General features: G+C 55.3%; 11 protein-coding genes and 1 pseudogene. 4 read left to right on the plus strand and 8 right to left on the minus strand.

Annotated elements, in window-relative coordinates:
- The first annotated feature begins 9 nt into the window (after nucleotides 1-9).
- The 3 genes and pseudogenes from O9K67_RS09680 to O9K67_RS09690 all read left to right on the plus strand — a co-directional run bounded on the left by O9K67_RS09680 (nucleotide 10) and on the right by O9K67_RS09690 (nucleotide 5,382).
- The gene (locus O9K67_RS09680; RefSeq protein WP_061494307.1) at nucleotides 10-915 is read left to right on the plus strand and encodes a flagellin N-terminal helical domain-containing protein; all 906 of its coding nucleotides are present in this window, start codon (nucleotides 10-12) and stop codon (nucleotides 913-915) included.
- 163 nt (nucleotides 916-1,078) lie between these two features.
- Nucleotides 1,079-1,514, plus strand: a pseudogene (gene tnpA, locus O9K67_RS09685) (IS200/IS605 family transposase).
- 217 nt (nucleotides 1,515-1,731) lie between these two features.
- The gene (locus O9K67_RS09690; RefSeq protein ID WP_061494308.1) at nucleotides 1,732-5,382 is read left to right on the plus strand and encodes a glycosyltransferase; all 3,651 of its coding nucleotides are present in this window, start codon (nucleotides 1,732-1,734) and stop codon (nucleotides 5,380-5,382) included.
- A 40-nt stretch (nucleotides 5,383-5,422) separates the two neighbouring features.
- Here the strand turns inward: O9K67_RS09690 and O9K67_RS09695 are convergent, their stop codons facing one another.
- Together O9K67_RS09695 and O9K67_RS09700 are read right to left on the minus strand one after the other, a co-directional pair.
- Entirely contained in the window at nucleotides 5,423-6,220 is a 798-nt protein-coding gene (locus O9K67_RS09695) for a class I SAM-dependent methyltransferase (protein ID WP_271044653.1), read from the minus strand.
- A 96-nt stretch (nucleotides 6,221-6,316) separates the two neighbouring features.
- Nucleotides 6,317-9,883 carry a glycosyltransferase gene (locus O9K67_RS09700; RefSeq protein WP_061494309.1) on the minus strand — a complete coding sequence of 1,189 codons (3,567 nt, stop codon included), beginning with the start codon at nucleotides 9,881-9,883 and terminating at the stop codon, nucleotides 6,317-6,319.
- Nucleotides 9,884-10,116: 233 nt separating this feature from the next.
- Between O9K67_RS09700 and O9K67_RS09705 the strand changes: the two genes are divergently transcribed.
- Nucleotides 10,117-11,268: a DegT/DnrJ/EryC1/StrS family aminotransferase gene (locus O9K67_RS09705; RefSeq protein WP_061494310.1), complete on the plus strand. Its 1,152-nt coding sequence runs from the start codon at nucleotides 10,117-10,119 to the stop codon at nucleotides 11,266-11,268.
- Between the two features lie 42 nt (nucleotides 11,269-11,310).
- On the opposite strand, the gene O9K67_RS09710 is transcribed toward O9K67_RS09705, so the two are convergent.
- Genes O9K67_RS09710 through O9K67_RS09735 form a run of 6 tightly spaced genes read right to left on the minus strand, consistent with a single transcriptional unit; the run spans nucleotide 11,311 to nucleotide 17,455 of the window.
- A complete protein-coding gene (locus tag O9K67_RS09710; RefSeq protein ID WP_061494311.1) occupies nucleotides 11,311-12,507 on the minus strand; it encodes an acyl-CoA reductase in 1,197 nt (398 codons plus the stop codon).
- The gene (locus O9K67_RS09715) at nucleotides 12,491-13,576 is read right to left on the minus strand and encodes a LuxE/PaaK family acyltransferase (RefSeq protein ID WP_061494312.1); all 1,086 of its coding nucleotides are present in this window, start codon (nucleotides 13,574-13,576) and stop codon (nucleotides 12,491-12,493) included. Before O9K67_RS09715 ends, O9K67_RS09710 begins: the two co-directional genes overlap by 17 nt.
- Nucleotides 13,560-14,942 carry an AMP-binding protein gene (locus O9K67_RS09720; RefSeq protein WP_061494313.1) on the minus strand — a complete coding sequence of 461 codons (1,383 nt, stop codon included), beginning with the start codon at nucleotides 14,940-14,942 and terminating at the stop codon, nucleotides 13,560-13,562. Before O9K67_RS09720 ends, O9K67_RS09715 begins: the two co-directional genes overlap by 17 nt.
- Nucleotides 14,939-15,904 (minus strand): transketolase family protein, encoded by a 966-nt coding sequence (locus tag O9K67_RS09725; RefSeq protein ID WP_061499882.1) that lies wholly within the window; start codon nucleotides 15,902-15,904, stop codon nucleotides 14,939-14,941. Before O9K67_RS09725 ends, O9K67_RS09720 begins: the two co-directional genes overlap by 4 nt.
- Nucleotides 15,897-16,715, minus strand: a complete 819-nt coding sequence (locus O9K67_RS09730; RefSeq protein ID WP_061494314.1) for a transketolase — start codon at nucleotides 16,713-16,715, stop codon at nucleotides 15,897-15,899. Before O9K67_RS09730 ends, O9K67_RS09725 begins: the two co-directional genes overlap by 8 nt.
- Entirely contained in the window at nucleotides 16,712-17,455 is a 744-nt protein-coding gene (locus O9K67_RS09735) for an SDR family NAD(P)-dependent oxidoreductase (RefSeq protein WP_061494315.1), read from the minus strand. Before O9K67_RS09735 ends, O9K67_RS09730 begins: the two co-directional genes overlap by 4 nt.
- Between the last annotated feature and the right edge of the window lie 7 nt (nucleotides 17,456-17,462).

Genomic DNA, 17,462 nt, shown 5'->3' on the forward strand with positions numbered 1-17,462 from the left:
ATAACTATCATGGCTGTTATTAATACTAACACCCTGTCGCTGATGACCCAGAATAACCTGACTAAATCTCAGTCTTCTCTGGGCACCGCGATTGAGCGTCTGTCTTCCGGTCTGCGTATCAACAGCGCGAAAGATGACGCAGCAGGTCAGGCAATTGCCAACCGCTTTACGTCCAACATCAACGGTCTGACCGTTGCTGCGCGTAACGCGAACGACGGTATCTCTCTGGCGCAGACCGCTGAAGGCGCGCTGAGCGAAGTCAACAACAACCTGCAGCGTATCCGTGACCTGACCGTTCAGGCGCAGAACAGCTCCAACTCTGCTTCCGACATCGACTCCATCCAGGCTGAAGTTAACCAGCGTATGGAAGAGATCAACCGTGTGACCACCCAGACCGACTTCAACGGCATCAAAGTGCTGAACACCGGTACCGGCTCCAGCAGCTATAACTTCCAGGTTGGCGCAAAAGACAGCGAAACCATCTCCATCAGCCTGAGCAAATCTGACTCGTACAACCTGTACAGCGCAACGGGCAACACCTTCCAGACCACTGGCCAGACCATCAACGGTACGGCACGTAGCACCGCAGCTGAAGGCTTTGACGTACTGAGCGGTACTGTCAGCACTGGTGGTACAGTCAACGGCAGCCCGCTGGCAGACATCGATGCGGCAATCAAAGCGGTTGACGACCAGCGCAGCCTGCTGGGTGCGTCCCAGAACCGTTTCGAGTCCACCATCACCAACCTGAACAACACCGTGAACAACCTGTCGGCCGCCCGCAGCCGTATCCAGGACTCCGACTACGCGACGGAAGTGTCAAACATGTCGCGCGCGCAGATCCTGCAACAGGCCGGTTCCTCTGTTCTGGCGCAGGCCAACCAGGTTCCGCAGACCATGCTGTCCCTGCTGCGTTAATCCGGCACGCTTTAAAAAGGCATCTTCGGATGCCTTTTTTATTGTCACCCCTAAACCACCTCCTTGGGCGGTGGTGAGTGATCCTGTAAGGCTCTAGCCTGAAGAAATGCCCATGCCGGAATAGCTCTGCTTACTCACCACAAGTAAAAGGAGACAAACCGACATGAGGCTTTACAGGCGTTCATCATCTGTATCCTGGCGTGGCAAATACCACATAGTGTGGACGACAAAGTACCGTTTCAGGATCTTTGAGAGATAATCTGGGCAAGGAACGTTACAGGACAATCTACATTCTATGCGGAATAAAAGATTGTGAGGTTCTGGAACTAAATATCCAGTCAGATCAGGGGCATCTTGTCGTTATCATCCCGCCCAACATTTCCATATCAACTCTGAAGAGTCGTCCAGAAAGTCGCAGTGCAATCAAGCTCGAAAACCGTTCCTCACGTACAAGTAAGAAGGTATGGTGAAATCATTTTTGGTTGCGGGGCTACTTTGTAGATACGGTCGGTGTGAACGAAGAAATTATCAGAAGATATGTGCGTCATCAGGAGAAAACCGAACAAACACATGCACAGCAGGTGGAATTATTAGAATAGTAAGCGGAAGGATAACAATATCCCCCTTACAGATATCACTCTCAAAAGTCACTTTCTCAGAAGGGAGGCTTTTACCTGGTCAATCGCCGGATATAACCCCTTTTCTGCAAGCTGTTTTTCCTCTCGATCTTTCCTCCGTCGCCCACAATATTGCATAACGACAGGAACGCCTTTTGAAATCGCCCCGGCTGTACGCCCGGTGATGTGAGGATGACAGATGCGAAGCATATTAATCAGCGTTGATAAATTTGACGCCTATACCCCCCATAGTGCCGAACTTCTTGATATCGCCGACGCCTTGCTGGCAACAGGCTGGCGCGTGGATGTTATTAGCTGCGCGGCAGGGCAGACGCTGACGGGCGAAATAGAACGCCTGATGGCGACAGGCCGCTTTGCGGTGATCACCGATAAAATCGGTGAGCCGGATGCCCATTACGACATTATCTGGATCTACCGGGGATTCTTCAGCGAAAAACTGCTTAACGCCGTCAGCGAAAACCGCCTGGCGGGCGCGATGGTGTTCCGCCATTACAGCGATTACAACGATCTCTATATCCCCTGGGGCGTGGCGCTGGAAAATCAATTTGCCGCGATCACGCTCGACCTCTCGCCACGCACCTCCGCGCTGTTGCTGCAAACCGGTGTGGATAGCGCCCAGCTTAAAACCTTGCCCTGGTCCGTTCCGGCCCGTTTTGGTCAGTTTGTTCGCACACGCGATGCACAGACGTTGTCTCGCGTGCTCTATATCGCGCCCAAAATGTCTGCCGAAATGTATGAAGTGCAGCAGAAAGCGCGAGAGGCCGGGATTCAGATTGACTGGTTTGATCTCAGTCAGCAGGTGCAACGTATTGAACCGGCGTGGCTTGAGCAATATGACGTGGTAATTGGTAATGAAGAGAGCGTGCCGAAAGCACTGTCGCTGGGGATCCCGCTGTTCCTTGCCAACGAAGGGTATGTCGAAGGGTATCTGACCGACGAGAATATGGCGCGCCACGAGGCGGAACACTTCTGTGCGTTAACGCTGCGGAACTGCCCGGATGCTGACGAGTGGGTAGATCTGCTAAAAAATGGCTACGCCAATGCACGCGCCTGGTCGCAGGCGCAACGCGCCTATTTTGCCACTAAATGGAATCTGGACAGTGCACTGGCGGCGCTTTTCGCCCAACCTCTGGTGGAAAAAACACGCACGCTGGATGCACGATCCCGCTACACCCTTAACTTCCACAGCAAAGCGGTGTTGGCACAGCAGCAAACGACGGCTTATTCCTTTAACCGCTGGCTTGATGATCGCCAGATAAGCGATGCGCGTCGCGAAGCATTACGCACGTTTGCCGGCGCCTACCCGGAGAAAGCCAGCATTGGCGTTATCATTCTCGGTGATGATGATGCCAGCGCGCAGACCCGGGCTTCGGTAGAGAGCCAGTCGCTGGCGGCTGTATCGATTGATGTGATTGCCAGCGATGCCACGTGGCCTACGGCGGTTAACGCGCTGCTGAACACGCGCAGCGCTGACGCCCTGTTGCTGATCCCAGCCGGTTACACGTTGCGTGACGATGCATTGTTGCGCTTTGTTGAACAGCGCCTGCAACAACAAAACGCCTGGCTGCTTTACGCGGATGAAATGACGCGGGCGGAGAACGGCGAACCGGTGCTGACTTTGCGCCCGGATGTGAATATCGATCTGCTGCGCGGCGTGCCTTATGTTGGGCGCGTGCTGCTCTTCTCCCGTGATGTTGCCCTGCAACTGGGCGGCCTGAACAGTCACTATCCGCAGGCAGCCATGATCGATCTGCTATGGCGCTTTGTCGAAGGACAGGGTGCAGCAGCCCTCGGGCATGTGGCGGAAGTGCTGGTAGAGAGCCCGCACCCGGCGGGGCAGTGGAGCGATACACCGGACGTTATCCGTGAATGCCAACAGATCCTGCTGGCGCATCTGCAACGCCTTGGCATCAACGCGACACTGGAAGCGGGGCTGATACCCACGATTAAGCGCGTGCGTTATCACTGGGATGCCACGCCGCTGGTGTCGATCATTATTCCTACCCGCGATCGTTTTGCGTTACTGAAGCGCTGTATCGAAAGCCTGATGGAGAAGACCCGTTATCAGCACTATGAACTACTGATTGTGGATAACCAGTCCGTGGAGGACGATGCGTGCCGCTTCCTGAACGATTTAGCAGCGTTGGGGCTTGAGCAGGTGCGAATCCTGCGTTATGACGCGCCGTTTAATTTTGCGGAAATCAACAACGCGGCGGCGCAACAAGCGCGCGGCGATGTGCTGGTCTTCCTCAACAATGACTGTGAAATTATTGATGGCGAGTGGCTTGATGCCCTGCTGGAACAGGCGCTGCGACCGGAAGTGGGGCTGGTAGGCGCGCGTCTGGAATACCATGATGGTCGTATCCAGCATGGCGGTTACCTGCTGGGTGTTCAGCATGGTGTGGACGTGGCGTTTGAAGGGGCGGATGGCCAGAGCAATGGCTTCCAGCACTATCTGAAAACACCGCGCAACCTGGCAGCGGTGAGCGCCTCTTGCATGATGGTGCGTAAAGAGGTCTTTTTCTCTCTGAATGGTTTCACGCAGGAGCGGTATCCGCTCTATTTTGCCGATGTGGACCTCGGTTTGCGTGCGCAGAAGCTGGGTTACCTTAACGTCTGGACGCCATACTCTCGTGTCAGACATATGGGGGGTGCAACACGTCTGCTGGGCGACAAGTTCCAGGTTCAGGAGCGCCCGCTGCTGCATGATTATGCCTCTCTGCGTCAGGAGTGGAAGCAGGCGTTACTGGCAGAGCCTTCTTACCATCCTTTAATGCAGAAAATGGGCAAAGCTTTCACCCTGAGTGACAGCAGTGCACGGCTGTTTCAGCCGTTGCCGGGCCGTCCTTTGCCGGTGGTGCTGGCACATCATATTAACTGGGTTGGCGGCGGTCATCACCGGGTGATGCAGCCGTTTAAAGCCATGGAGCGTCACCTGATGCTTGAAGGCGGTCTGATTAACACCATCCCGGGTGTGATGGAGGTGGCGCAACTGCAACCGGATGTCATCCTGCTGGAGTTGATCACCGGCAGTCGTTTCCCGGATATCTTTAAACAGCTACGTGAAGTCTGCGATGCGAAAATCGTGCTGGAGTACGATGACTATTTGCTGAATGTGCCGATTAAAAATGGCAACCGTCAACACTTCCCGCAGCATATGATCAAAAGCTTCCGTAAAGTGATGGAGAGCGCGGATTGGGTTGTGGTCTCCACCGCGCCGCTGGCGGAGGCTTACAGTCGTTTCCATTCGGACATCCGTATTGCGCAAAACCGTCTTGCGCCGCATCAGTGGGGGCATTTGCTGAGCGAGCGCAACACCGGGAAAAAGGTGCGCGTCGGCTGGGCGGGCGGCAGTTCGCACGCTGGCGATCTTGAGATCCTGCTGCCGTTGATCAAAGAGCTGGAAGGGCAGGTTGAGTGGGTGTTTATGGGCATGAAACCGCGCAATGTGCAGTGTGAGTTTCACCCAGGTGTACCGTTTGAGATGTACCCGGAAAAACTGGCGAGTCTGAATCTCGATCTGGCGCTGGTGCCGTTGCAAATTAACCAGTTCAACGAGTGTAAGAGCAACCTGCGTCTGCTGGAAATTGGCACGTGCGGCGTGCCAATTATCGCCACTGACATTGAGCCCTATCGCTGCGGTCTGCCGGTGACGCTGGTGGAGAACCGTTTCAAAGACTGGATGAACGCCGTTCAGGCTTACATCAACGATCCGCTGCTGCGTCAGCGCGATGGGGAGGCCTTACGGGAGGCGGTGCAGAACCACTGGTATCTGCGCGATGCCGGGCTGGACGACTGGCGTCAGGGCTGGCTCCCGGCAGGTGCATAAAAGAAAAGGCGCTGCAAAGCGCCTTTTTTGATCCGCCGGGTTAGCGGGTTTTCCAGTAATCAACAAAACCGTCTTTACCGAACAACCATGCTGTTTGCAGTTCCGCGTTGATATTCTCCACTTGCGCCTGCACGTCACTGTAGGGCTTGCGGAGCAGTACCCAGGCTTTACTGATTGGGCTGTAAATTGAGGATTTGTACCCCCATTGCGCCATTAACCGTTCCATGCTCTGGTTGGTATGTACGGCAGTATGCACTGGCGTATCAATGTAGAACCAGTTCGGATCCTTCGGTACGCGCTCCACGACCACGGTGTGAATCATCAGCGCTCCGGTATCGGAGACCAGATCGTTAACCGCATCAAGGTCGCCCCGCGTCAGCACATGTTCAAACATGGCGGAGTTGATCACCAGCGACCATGCCTTTTCAGGCGGGTTGTCGATGTAGCGCTGGTGCGGGTTTCTGACGTATTTATCGTAGCAGGTGATCTCGCGGTCAAAGTATTTACGCTGGATATGACTCAGCGAACCGTAACCGGCGGCGTAATCGAGAATCGCACTGTCATCGATAATATGATTGCGCGCCAACAGTTCAATCATCATTGCCTGAGCGGCGTAAGGCGGTTGGTTAAAATCGTGCGTCTCGCGGCCTTCGGTTTCAGCATAATGATGAAAGTCGTGATTCAGTTTTTCCCACGCCTTTGCCGGTAACGACTGGTGCGTTCGTGAACTGAGAAAATGGCACGCCGGACATTCATAAAACTGCACGGGAACCAATTGTTGTGTGAAGTTGCGTGTTGAAGGGGCAATATATTCCTCCTTCACAAAATACAACGCCATTTCCGTGCCACAAATGAGGCATGCATGCTTATCCATAAAGACCCTGTTTACGTAGCCATTATTTCAGAAAGTATCGCGGCTCAAACCGCCTGGTGGTCAGTTACCAGGCAGCCAGCAGCGTGCGTGATGAAGCAAATTCTCTCCCCGCAACATGCCATGTTCCTGTACCCAGGCTTGCAGTGCGTCGCCCTGTTTCCACGTCGCCGGTAAATCGTGCAGATGCATTTCGATGGCATCACGCCATTTCTTCGGCGAGTTAGCCACGCGGGTCACCGGCAGCGTATTGCGATAGCAAATGTTGTCGCTACAAATCACCGGGATACCGCAGGCACCATACTCCAACAGGCGAACCGTGCTGAGGTTGCGGTTAAACAGACTATCTGCCAGCGGTGCCAGTGCCAGGTCGAGATTCAGTGAAGCCAGTTTGTGCGCATACACTTCGCTGGCCCAGGCAGCGTGATACTCCTTCACGTGCGGGCGAAGCGCTGGCGGGCAATAGCCAAAAAAGATCCAGTCAACGCGATCGGCGAGCTGGCTTATCAACGGGTAAATGACATCCAGGTCGGCGCTGCGTTCTGCGCTACCGATCCAACCGACTCGTGGTTTTTGTCCCACGCCGCGCAGGCTGCTTAGTCCGGCCCACACCACCGGATCAAGACGGGTTTCCGCCACACGAATATCGGCATTCCAGCCCGCGCAGGTTTCAGCCAGGACTTCACTGGCCACCACGAGGCGATCTACGCTGGCTGCGGTTGCACGCAACGCGTGCTGAAGATCGGCCGGAAACTTCTCCCGAAGCGGTGACTGGGCCGGTAACGCCGGGAGGTACTCATCGATATCGAAGACGGTAAACACCGGGGCAATTTTGCGCAGGCGTTGCAGCCACTCTTGCAGGAACGGTGAGCACTGACGTGACAATATCAGCGCATCCGGTGCGTAACGCACAATCTCGGCATAGGGGGTGGCGCGATACGCGTTTTGCCCGTCCGCCAGCGCAGCGTCTTTCAGTCGGTCCAACGGTAAGACCAGACGCGATTGGGTGGTGGGGTGTTCGCTCAGCGGGTAAGTGATAAAACGCGGCAACGGTTTCCAGTGCAGCGGTTGCCAGGTATCGTGCTCGCCCAAGGTGAACTGGAAGCCTTCGCCATCCAGCGTCAAATTGGGGTTATACGCCGGGTCATTGGCAATCAGCGGCATCCATTTTTCATACATCGCATCCTGTTCACCCATAAAGCGAATGCGTTTCTTCTCCTGCGCGGTTTTATCCACTTTGTTCTGGCTGACGCTGCCTTCGTGCATCACCATGGCGTGTGGTGTCCAGACCGTGAGATAACCGGCTTCGCGAACTTTCAGGCACAAATCCACATCGTTATAGGAGACTTTAAATTTCTCTTCATCCAACCCACCAACCTGGTCGTAGACCGATTTGCGGATCAGTAAACAGGCGGCGGTCACCACGTTGTAGTTTTGGTCGACCTGTAAGCGGTTCATATACCCTGAACGTTCCAGATCGCTACCGATAAACGGGTGATCCGCCGGGCCGCGCAGACCCAGAACCACCCCCGCGTGCTGGATTTTCCCGGTCGGGTAGAGCAGTTTTGCGCCGGTAATACCCACTTCCGGGCGCAGGCCGTGGTTCAGTAAACTGTCCAGCCAGCCCCCGCTGATGATGGCGGTATCGTTATTGAGCAACACCAGGTACTCGCCACGGGCTTCCCGCGCCGCCATGTTGTTGATGGCAGAGTAGTTAAACGGGTAAGGATAACGCAGCACACGAATGCGTTCCGGATCGATAGTGGCGATGCCTTCCAGCCACTGTAAGGCTTCCGGCGTTTCGCTGTTGTTATCAACAATCAGCAGTTCATAGTTACGGTAGGTAGTCTTTTCCAGCAGGCTGGTTACGCAGGGGATCAACATTGAGAGCTGATCTTTGGTCGGGATAATGATCGACACCAGCGGCTGCTGTGTGTGGTGATAGCGCAGGGCATACAACCCCGGTTTTGGGGCTTCGACGTGGCCTTGCGGGTATCCCCGGTGATGCAAATGCTGGGTCAGGATCGCCAGTTCTTCCGGCTGCGTGACCTGAATCGGATCATGACCAATAACAAAAATCTCCGGCAAATGACCGGCGAACTGAATGCCTTTTTGTTCAATCAAGCGCACGATGTAATCAAATTGCCACGCCTGCTGATAACCGGTATTGAAACCGCCCAGCGCCAGCACCGTGCTGCTGCGAAATATCCAGTGGCGTGCCATCTCGGATGGGTAGCTGAGCAGCAGATCGAGGTTAAAGTCGGGGCGAAAAGCGGAGCCAATCAGCTCACCATCGGCAGACTGATAAAACTCATCGCCGTATACCGCATCGCAACCCGCTGCACCGTCCAGCGCCAGGTCGAACATCAACATCCCGCCGCTCTGTAAGGTTTCGCCAGCTTCCAGACAGAGCATCCAGTCTCCGGGGCGGGCAGTGAGATACTGATTGACCGCCGTGGCCCGCATAGTCTGTGGGCAGACCAACGCAGGCGCGCCTGCTGGCGCTGATTGCTGATCATCGCAAATCACTACCGGGTTGAGGGTCAGGCCGAAACCCTGGTACGCCGCGATACTGCGCAGGGTGTGCTCGCAGGCGGTAGTGTTGTCTCCTTGCTGGAAAACGAACACCGTGAGTGTCTGCGCAATGGCCCGGGCCTGCTGAAAGGCATCGACCAGGGGGCGATATTGCGAGGGTAGGGTCCGTGCCGCCAGCCAGTCACGGATCTTTCCACTGCGAAAGTGCGTGAGCGACTGCTGAGCGGAGGTCAGCATCGCATGGTGAATATTGACTTGTTGAAACTGCTCTGGCGTGTCCATGGGTGCCACACGCACCCACTGGTTTTGCTCCGGTGTGCCTTTGTACCAACCCAGTTCACGGATAACGATAGGCATGCGGGTGTAGGTGCGGGTGACCTGCGCCTGGCGTGTCTGGTTTAACTGGCTTTGCTGGTTACCGGAAATACGGAAAGCGGAAAGGGTTTCAGCGACAAATGCCAGGTCGCCCTGGGCCAGCAGCTTCAATGAAATGGTCATATCGGCGAGGAACGGCATCGCCTCGCCTTGCAGGAGAAATAACCCCTCGGCAAAGGCCACCAAATCCTCGCGGTAGCACAGCATCACGCTGGGTTCGCCGATAAAATTGACCAGGTTGTCGGCAAAGTAGGCGATGACATCGCGGCCATTAATGATCACATCGTCGGCAAACGGGGCGGCGGTGGCGACAATATCTGCCAGCGGTTGGTCATATTCGTCCACACGCAGACGGCGTGAAGTGGCGAGTCGGTTATTGGGGGCTGAGGTCAGCGCAGCGACAAGACGGGTGATACAGTGTTCGAACAGAATATCGTCGTCGTAGAGGAATTTAACGTATTTGCCTTGCGCCTCACGCACGCAACGCAGGCAGTTGTTCTCTTCACCCAGCTGTTTTTCATTTTTGACGTATTTTACTGGCGTAGAGGTGTTGTGGGCGTAACGTTCGCAGATCAAGCGAATCGTATCATCCCGGCTGTCATCGCAGATGATCACTTCGCAATTCGGCCAGCTTTGATTGAGTGCACTGCTCAGGGCGGTTTCAAAGAAATCGGGCTTATAAGCCGGGATGATGATACTCACCAGATCATGTTGGTTCATTGTTTTTCCAATTGAATTTCCCTTTCCGGGAAGCCATCACCGAATTGTGATAAGAATTTGACATAATTTCAGTGCGTTCCAGCCGTCAAATATCCAGTGTTTTCCCCCTCTTTTTAGAGGATAGCGTCGTCGTGGGCGCAATTGGCACCTGAAATGCCGTCTGTTTTACCGATAAGCAAATCCGTCCCCTCGTTATCATGCAATGACTCATTGATTAACGTGCAGGTCTGCATATGGGCGATAACATCTTTGTCACGAGTCCGCTTTTGCCTCCTCTTGAGGAGTTCATGCCCTACATGGAGAAGATTTGGCAAAATCGCATCCTGACTAACGGTGGCGCTTTTCACCAGCAACTTGAAGAGGAGCTGGCGAACTACCTGGGCGTAAAACACGTGTGCCTCTTTTCCAACGGTACGCTGGCGTTATTGACCGCGCTGCAAGCGTTGCGCGTCACCGGCGAGGTGATCACCACGCCTTATTCGTTTGTCGCCACCTCCCATACCCTGTTGTGGAATGGCCTGACACCCGTCTTCGCCGATATCGACCCGCAGACATTTAATATTAGTCCGGAACGCATTGAAGAGCTGATCACTCCGCAGACTACTGCCATCATGCCGGTCCATTGCTATGGCATTCCTTGCGATGTCGAGCGCATTCAGCAGATTGCCGATGTTTACGGGCTGAAAGTGATTTACGACGCGGCGCATGCATTTGGCGTGCGTAAAGATGGCGTCAGCATTCTCAACCATGGCGATTTGTCGGTGCTCAGTTTCCATGCCACGAAAGTGTTCAACACCTTCGAGGGGGGCGCGATCATTTGCCACGATGCCCGCACCAAGCAGCGTATTGATTATCTGAAAAACTTTGGTTTTGCCGGGGAGACCCGCGTCGTCGCGCCGGGGATCAACGCCAAAATGAACGAGATGGAAGCGGCGTTTGGGCTGTTACAACTGAAATATATCGACGGCGCATTGGCTGCCCGTTCGACGATTTATCAACGTTACTGTGAAGGGTTGCAGGGTATTCCGGGCATTAGCTGGTTTGACGCCGCCGGGCGGTTTGACTGGAACCATGCCTATTATCCGGTGCTGGTGGACAGTGACTATCCGCTCACGCGTGATGGGTTGTACGATGCGCTGAAAGCGGAAGGGATCTACTCGCGCCGCTATTTTTACCCGCTCATCAGCTCCTTTGCCATGTACCGCCATTTAGCGACCGCTTCAGTGGATCATTTACCGGTCGCCAACGCGATTGCTGAGCAAATCCTTTGCCTGCCAATCTACCCGGATTTGACGCAAGCCGATCAGCTGCGGGTGATTGATATCATCCGTCGGCATGCGCAAAAAACAAAAAAGTCCGGTAAACCCGTTCGCCACGTTGCCTGAAAAAAACGCCGGTCATCCGGCGTTTTTTTTGCCCACCAGCGATTAACCGATGGCGACGGTACGCGTCAGCATGGCAACCAGATCATAACCATCCCATTGCAGGGTAAAATCCAGTGTGCGACCAAACGGCACCACGCGGTCAATGCCCTGTGGTCGGCGCGCCGCCAGCCATTCAGTCACCACGGCATTCTCAATGCCAAATGTCGCCAGCGTCTGGCAGCGCTCACCGCATACCGGCACGATGTCATCCAGCGATTCGGCGACATACTCGAGGAAAAAGCCACAGTTACCGCGTAAATCCATCACTGCGCTATTCACCTCAGGCAGTTCAATACGCACCAGCAGGTTGTCATCTGCGGAAACCTTTTTCACACCGGGCCACGTTGCGCCCAGCAGACAAAGCCGCGTCAATTTATTGACTGCCGCAACCGGCTCCAGCGTGTAAAAGCGCGCAGCAAAGGCATGAAAGTGTTGCCAGAAGCATTCCCGTGCGGCCTGCGTCTCTTTTCCCAGCCAGACCACCAGCGAGGGAGAAGAACAGGCGTTCTGGTCATTGAGCAGGGTGTCATTAAAGAACGCCCGCGCCAGCTTATCTTTATCCACGTGCGCCAGATAGCTGTCCGCATCAATGGCGGCAATGGAATAGCGGTCGGCAAAGGCGATCTCCCGCGCGCGCGGTTTTAGCGGCGAGCGACGGATCTGCGCGATGGTTTCATCGCCACCCCAGATAATGCGGGTATCGCACAGCGCCGAAAGAGCGTCATTGATCGACTGCTGTCGTTCATAACGCAGCAGGCAGATATACGGCGCCAGTGCCGGATGTTGCGCTAATGCGGCAGCCAGCAGGCGCACAATGATCGCCACTTGCGGGTGGTCGCGCCCCGGTAAACGGACAATATTGGCATTGCCGGTCAGCAGGCCAGTCAATAACGAATAAGCGAAGTTAGCCGCAACATTCCCCGGTGCGATATGAAAAACCACACCGCGGCCATAGCGGTTGGGCAGATCGCCGTAGGTTGCCTGCATTTGCGCCAGCGAGGCTTCCCGGCACCAGAAACCCAGACTTACCACATCCGGCCAGGCTTTCGCCTCTGCGTCTTGTAATGTCAGTCGGGAAAACGTGTGCAACAGCGCCAGAATTTCCGGGGCAAAGGCAGGATACGTTGCCTGTTCCGGCATCGCCCGTAACTGTGCTTCGTTGCCCAGAATGAAGGTCAGATCGTTAAAACTCAGCTGCATATGTGTCGCTACACCCGCGTAATTCGGCTTTTTTAAGCCGACCAAGGATCCGGAAATATTTGCCTTTGCGCCCACATGGGCAATCATCTTCGCCCAGTAATACCCCCTCATCTTCGGTCAGCAAGGCGTGGCCTGGATAAGATTCGGGTAACAACGACAGCACCTGAATAATCCCCGGCTGGCCGACGGGCGCGCAGGCGAAATTCTGTGGGTTGCGAATAATCACATCCGAGAAGATCGACGCGTGCAGGTGGCCCTGCTCGCACTGCATATAGATACAGCCGGTTTGTTCAACCATGCCGTAATAATCATGCACAGCGGGTAAGCCGCAGACATCCTGCAACCGGCGGGCGAAGTCCGCTGGTGAAACCGCTTCATGCTGCAACTTTTTCCAGCCGCCGCCGTGGATCAGCAGCGCATTGTCCAGCGCCAGCTTTTTACCACTGGCCGCCTGCGCTTTATAAAAATGCTGCCAGACCATAAAGGTGAAGCCGAACAGCAGGATGCGTTTACCCTGGTGTTTTTCCAGGAAGGCTTCAATCACCGGAATATTCAACGCCATATTTTCATCCAGTGCCCAGGCGCGATCGGCACCAAACAGTGAGAAGCCAAGAATGCCCGCGCCGCGAGCGGAAAATTGCAGCCGGTCTTTCAGCACATCCGGGGAGTCGATAACCAGCATCGGCAAGCGGCTGGCGCCCGTGAACTGGCTGACAATCTTCACCAGCACTTTTTGCTGGTAAGAGGCGGTGGTTTTATCGAGAAAAATACGCGACACCTGCTGACCAGTGGTGCCGGACGAGGTCATAGTTTTGACCACGTCCTCATCGGGAATACTTTTCAGCGCCAGCGATTTAAACAGTGAGACAGGCAGAAAAGGGACATCCTCCAGCGCAACAATCGATGCCGGATTCACGGACTGTGCATCGAGCATGCCGCGGTAGGCGTCGCAGCGGTCGTAGTGGTGCGCGGTTAACGCTTGCAAACGCGCCAGCAACATCGCTCGCTTTTCCTCCCGGGCCAGCGAGTAGGGCGCAATATTGAGGATCTCGTTAAACGGCAGGGACATAATCTTTCAGCTTATGATAGAGCGTCTTACCTGCCGGGTTTTTGGGGATCTCGGCGAGGGGAATAACGCGAAATGCCGACGCGTGAAGTTTGCTGATGTCTGCCGCATATTGTTTGGCTGCTGTTGCGAGCGACGCATCGGTAATAAAGATGCACAGCAAGTCATCGCGGCCATCGCAGGCGATGGTCGTATCCGGGAACGCCGTTTTGAGTAGCGCTTCCATTTCGTCCAGCCCCACGCGGTTACCGAAAATTTTCAGGAAACGTTTTTTACGCCCGACAATACGGTAGAACCCGTCGCTGTCGACCGTGGCGATATCTCCGGTATGCAACCGACCAGCAAAGTCATCGCCCAGGGCAAGATCTTCGCCGCGTTCGGCATAGCCCAGAGCCACGTTTTCGCCATGATAGATCAGCTCGCCGTGCGTTCCAGGCGTGGTCACCGGCTGGTTATCATCCCCCAGCAGCAGGAATTCGCCGCCAGGGATCGGTTTGCCGATAAAACCGTAACGAGTGGCGGCATCTTCCGGCGGCAACCAGGCCATGCGCGAGGTGGCTTCCGCTGCGCCGTACATCACGATAAAGCGTTTACCCTGTTGGGCGGCGAATTCGGTGTATTCCTGCTGCAATGCGGGGGCAAGTTTACCCCCTGCCTGGGTGAGGGTGCGTAAATCCGGCAGATCCATGCGCATAAACCGCAGTTTACGCAGCATCTCCCAGGTATAAGGCACCCCGGCGAAGGAGCTGGCGCGTTCCGTACGGACAAAATCCCACAACTCACGCTGCATCACGCTGTGCCCGGTCAACAGCAGACTGCCCCCGGCATAAAGGTGGCTGTTGATGATGGAGAGGCCGTAAACATAGTTCACTGGCAGACTCACCAGTCCACGCTCATGGCGATCAATTTGCAGATATTGCGCAATGCTGGCGGCGTTACTTTGCAGGTTGCGTTTGCTCAGGCGCACCAGTTTCGGGCTACCGGTTGAGCCGGACGTCGTCATCAGCAGGGCCAGAGAATCATGGAGTGCCCATGGCGTTAACCCGGTGGCGTGCAACTGATAACAGCCGTCTTGCGGCTGCCAGAGAAACGACGGGCGATAGGTATCGATCAACTGCTGCGCGAGGGTGGTATCCAGTGCGTTGTCCAGCAATAACGCGACGGCGTCCTGTTTCAGGCAGGCAAGATAACCAATAACGGTCTCCACCTGGTTATGGCAAAAAATAAAAACCAGCGCGCGAGAAGGAATACGCTGCGCCAGTTCGTCAACGCGGGCGGTCAGTTCACCGTAGCTGAGGCTTATGCCGCGATCGTCTTTCAGCGCCAGCTGTGAAGCCGGGTGCTGGTGTGTGTGCCAAAAAGCATTCATTGCAGTGCGTCCATGACCTGTGCTGTAAGGTTTTCCACCGTCAGACCACTTTGTTCCAGCATCCAGCCATAGTCACCGGCGTGCGGATAACCTTGTGGAATACCAAGGGTTAATTGTCTGGGGCGTTGTGATTGTGCGCTAACGTATTCCGCTACGGCGCTGCCGAGACCGCCAATTATGCTGTGCTCTTCAATGGTCACCAGCAGCTTTTTCCCCAGATGTGCTGCAATAGCGGCTTCATCAAGGGGTTTTAGGGTGTGCATATCAATAACGGCGGCATCAATCCCCCGATCGGCCAGTTGCCCGGCGCTGGTCAGGGCAACATGCACCATACTGCCGGTGGCAATAATGGCAATATCGTTGCCTTCACGTAAGGTGATGGCTTTGCCGGGGATCAGTTCAAAATCCTCTTTGTAAACAATGGGCGCACGCATACCGCCAGTGAGACGCAGATAGACCGGGCCATCATACTCGAGTGCAGCCTGGGTCATTTTGACGGTTGCAGTGCAGTCCGCCGGGGAAAAAATGGCAATATTGGAGACGGATCGGAGCATTGCCAGCTCTTCAATACCGTGATGCGTGGCACCAAACATTCCGGTCGCCAGACCGGACGCCAGGCCAACCAGTTTGACGTTTTCCTGCATATAGCCAAGATTCAGGCGTACCTGCTCTGCGGCGCGCAGCGTCAGAAAGTTAGGAAACGAGGTGGCGAAAGGCACATAGCCGCTTGCCGCCAGCCCGGCTGCAACGCCGATCATGTTCTGTTCGGCAATGCCCGTGTTGAAAAAACGTTCCGGGTACGTGGTGCTAAAGCGATCGAGGCCGGACGATTTACACAGGTCGCCGGACAGGGCGACAATACGATCGTTATCGTGTGCGAGTTCCAGCAGCGTCATGCCAAAGGTGCCGCGTGAGCCGAGCATTGCCCAGGAGCGAATTGCGGCGGGTTTGAACTCAATCATGCTGGCCCCCATTCAGTTCCCCCAGCGCATCGGTTAACTGCTGAGCAGAGATGCGATTGCGGTGGAACTCTTTATTGTTTTCCATAAACGATACGCCTTTGCCTTTCACCGTATTGGCGATGATCACCTTCGGTTTCCCCTGATGCGGAGCGTTGAAAGCAGTCTGCAACGCGGCAATATCGTGGCCATCGCAAACGACGGTTTCCCAATGACAGGCGCGCCACAGTGCTTCGAGATCCATTGACATTACGTCACGGGTAAAACCATCGGATTGCAGGCCGTTGCGATCGACAATTAACGTCAGGTTGTCAATGTTGTGGTGTGCGGCCATAAAGGCACACTCCCAGATGGCCCCTTCGTTGCACTCCCCATCGCCGACCAGCACATAGGTCTGCCATGTTTCGCCTTTCAGACGGCGCCCCAGCGCCAGCCCGGTGGCGAAGGAGAGCCCTTGCGCCAGGCTGCCACCGGAGAAGTCGATGCCGTACTCCGGGTGTTTGGTCGGATGCACCTGCAACACTGATCCGTTGATCTCAAACTCGTTGAGCTGCGCTTCGCTGATAATGCCGTACTCGCACAATGTGGCGTACAGCCCCAGTGCGGCATGACCTTTGCTCAGAATAAACTGGTCGCGTTCGCGGCGGGTGATGTTCTGTGGGTCATAACGCATGACGCTGCCATACAGCGTACTCAGAATGTCGGTCATCGACAGAGCAGGGGAGACGTGTACTCCATCGCTCGGCGCGTGGTGCGCCACATTGACGATACGGGTACGAATGCGTCGGGCCGCATCCTGAATTTTTTGCGTCATTTGAGACCACCATCCACGCGAATTGTCTGGCCTGTGATATAGCTGGAGAGATCGCTGGCGAGGAACAACGCCGCCTGTGCGATTTCCGCCGGTTCGCCGGCACGGCGTAAGTCTGCGCCGTTTTTGGCATCTTCAACCACTTGCGCCGGCATGGTGAGCAGCATCTCGGTATCGGTGATCCCTGGCGCGATGCAGTTGGCGCGAATACCTTTCTCACCCAGTTCAGCGGCAATGGATTTGGTCATGGCAATCAGCGCGGCCTTTGATGCGCCGTACGCTGATTTGCCCGGATTACCGTCTTCACCGGCAGTGGAAGCAATATTGATGATGCTGCCATGTTGATGGCGGGTCATCAGTTTGGCGATGTACTGGGTAAAGAGGTAGACCGAGAAGAAGTTCACTTCAAACTGGGCGCGCAGCTGCGCTTCGCTGGTCATCTGGAACAGGCTGTTCAGCGTGATGCCTGCGTTATTCACCACGGCATCCAACGGGCGCTTGTCGGACATAATGCGCTTGACCGCCAGTTTCATGGCGTCGTAGTCGGTCATGTCAAAGCCGAGCGGCCAGATTTGCACATCATGCTGTGCGGCGATCTGTTCCATTTCCTGCGTAAATGCCTCATCGGCTTCACGCGCGTGGGCGTATATGTTCGCCCCACTGGCAGCAAACACCTCCACCATGGCGCGTCCCATACCGCGACGACAGCCGGTGATCAGTACTGTTTTTCCTTGCATCAACATGTTTATT

This window comes from Kosakonia oryzendophytica, assembly GCF_027886705.1.
Lineage (GTDB): Bacteria > Pseudomonadota > Gammaproteobacteria > Enterobacterales > Enterobacteriaceae > Kosakonia > Kosakonia oryzendophytica.

Coding starts and splice junctions, on each gene's coding strand:
- O9K67_RS09680 (WP_061494307.1), top strand. CDS start 10: ATGGCTGTTATTAATACTAACACCCTGTCGCTGATGACCCAGAATAAC.
- O9K67_RS09690 (WP_061494308.1), top strand. CDS start 1,732: ATGCGAAGCATATTAATCAGCGTTGATAAATTTGACGCCTATACCCCC.
- O9K67_RS09695 (WP_271044653.1), bottom strand. CDS start 6,220: ATGGCGTTGTATTTTGTGAAGGAGGAATATATTGCCCCTTCAACACGC.
- O9K67_RS09700 (WP_061494309.1), bottom strand. CDS start 9,883: ATGAACCAACATGATCTGGTGAGTATCATCATCCCGGCTTATAAGCCC.
- O9K67_RS09705 (WP_061494310.1), top strand. CDS start 10,117: ATGGGCGATAACATCTTTGTCACGAGTCCGCTTTTGCCTCCTCTTGAG.
- O9K67_RS09710 (WP_061494311.1), bottom strand. CDS start 12,507: ATGCAGCTGAGTTTTAACGATCTGACCTTCATTCTGGGCAACGAAGCA.
- O9K67_RS09715 (WP_061494312.1), bottom strand. CDS start 13,576: ATGTCCCTGCCGTTTAACGAGATCCTCAATATTGCGCCCTACTCGCTG.
- O9K67_RS09720 (WP_061494313.1), bottom strand. CDS start 14,942: ATGAATGCTTTTTGGCACACACACCAGCACCCGGCTTCACAGCTGGCG.
- O9K67_RS09725 (WP_061499882.1), bottom strand. CDS start 15,904: ATGATTGAGTTCAAACCCGCCGCAATTCGCTCCTGGGCAATGCTCGGC.
- O9K67_RS09730 (WP_061494314.1), bottom strand. CDS start 16,715: ATGACGCAAAAAATTCAGGATGCGGCCCGACGCATTCGTACCCGTATC.
- O9K67_RS09735 (WP_061494315.1), bottom strand. CDS start 17,455: ATGTTGATGCAAGGAAAAACAGTACTGATCACCGGCTGTCGTCGCGGT.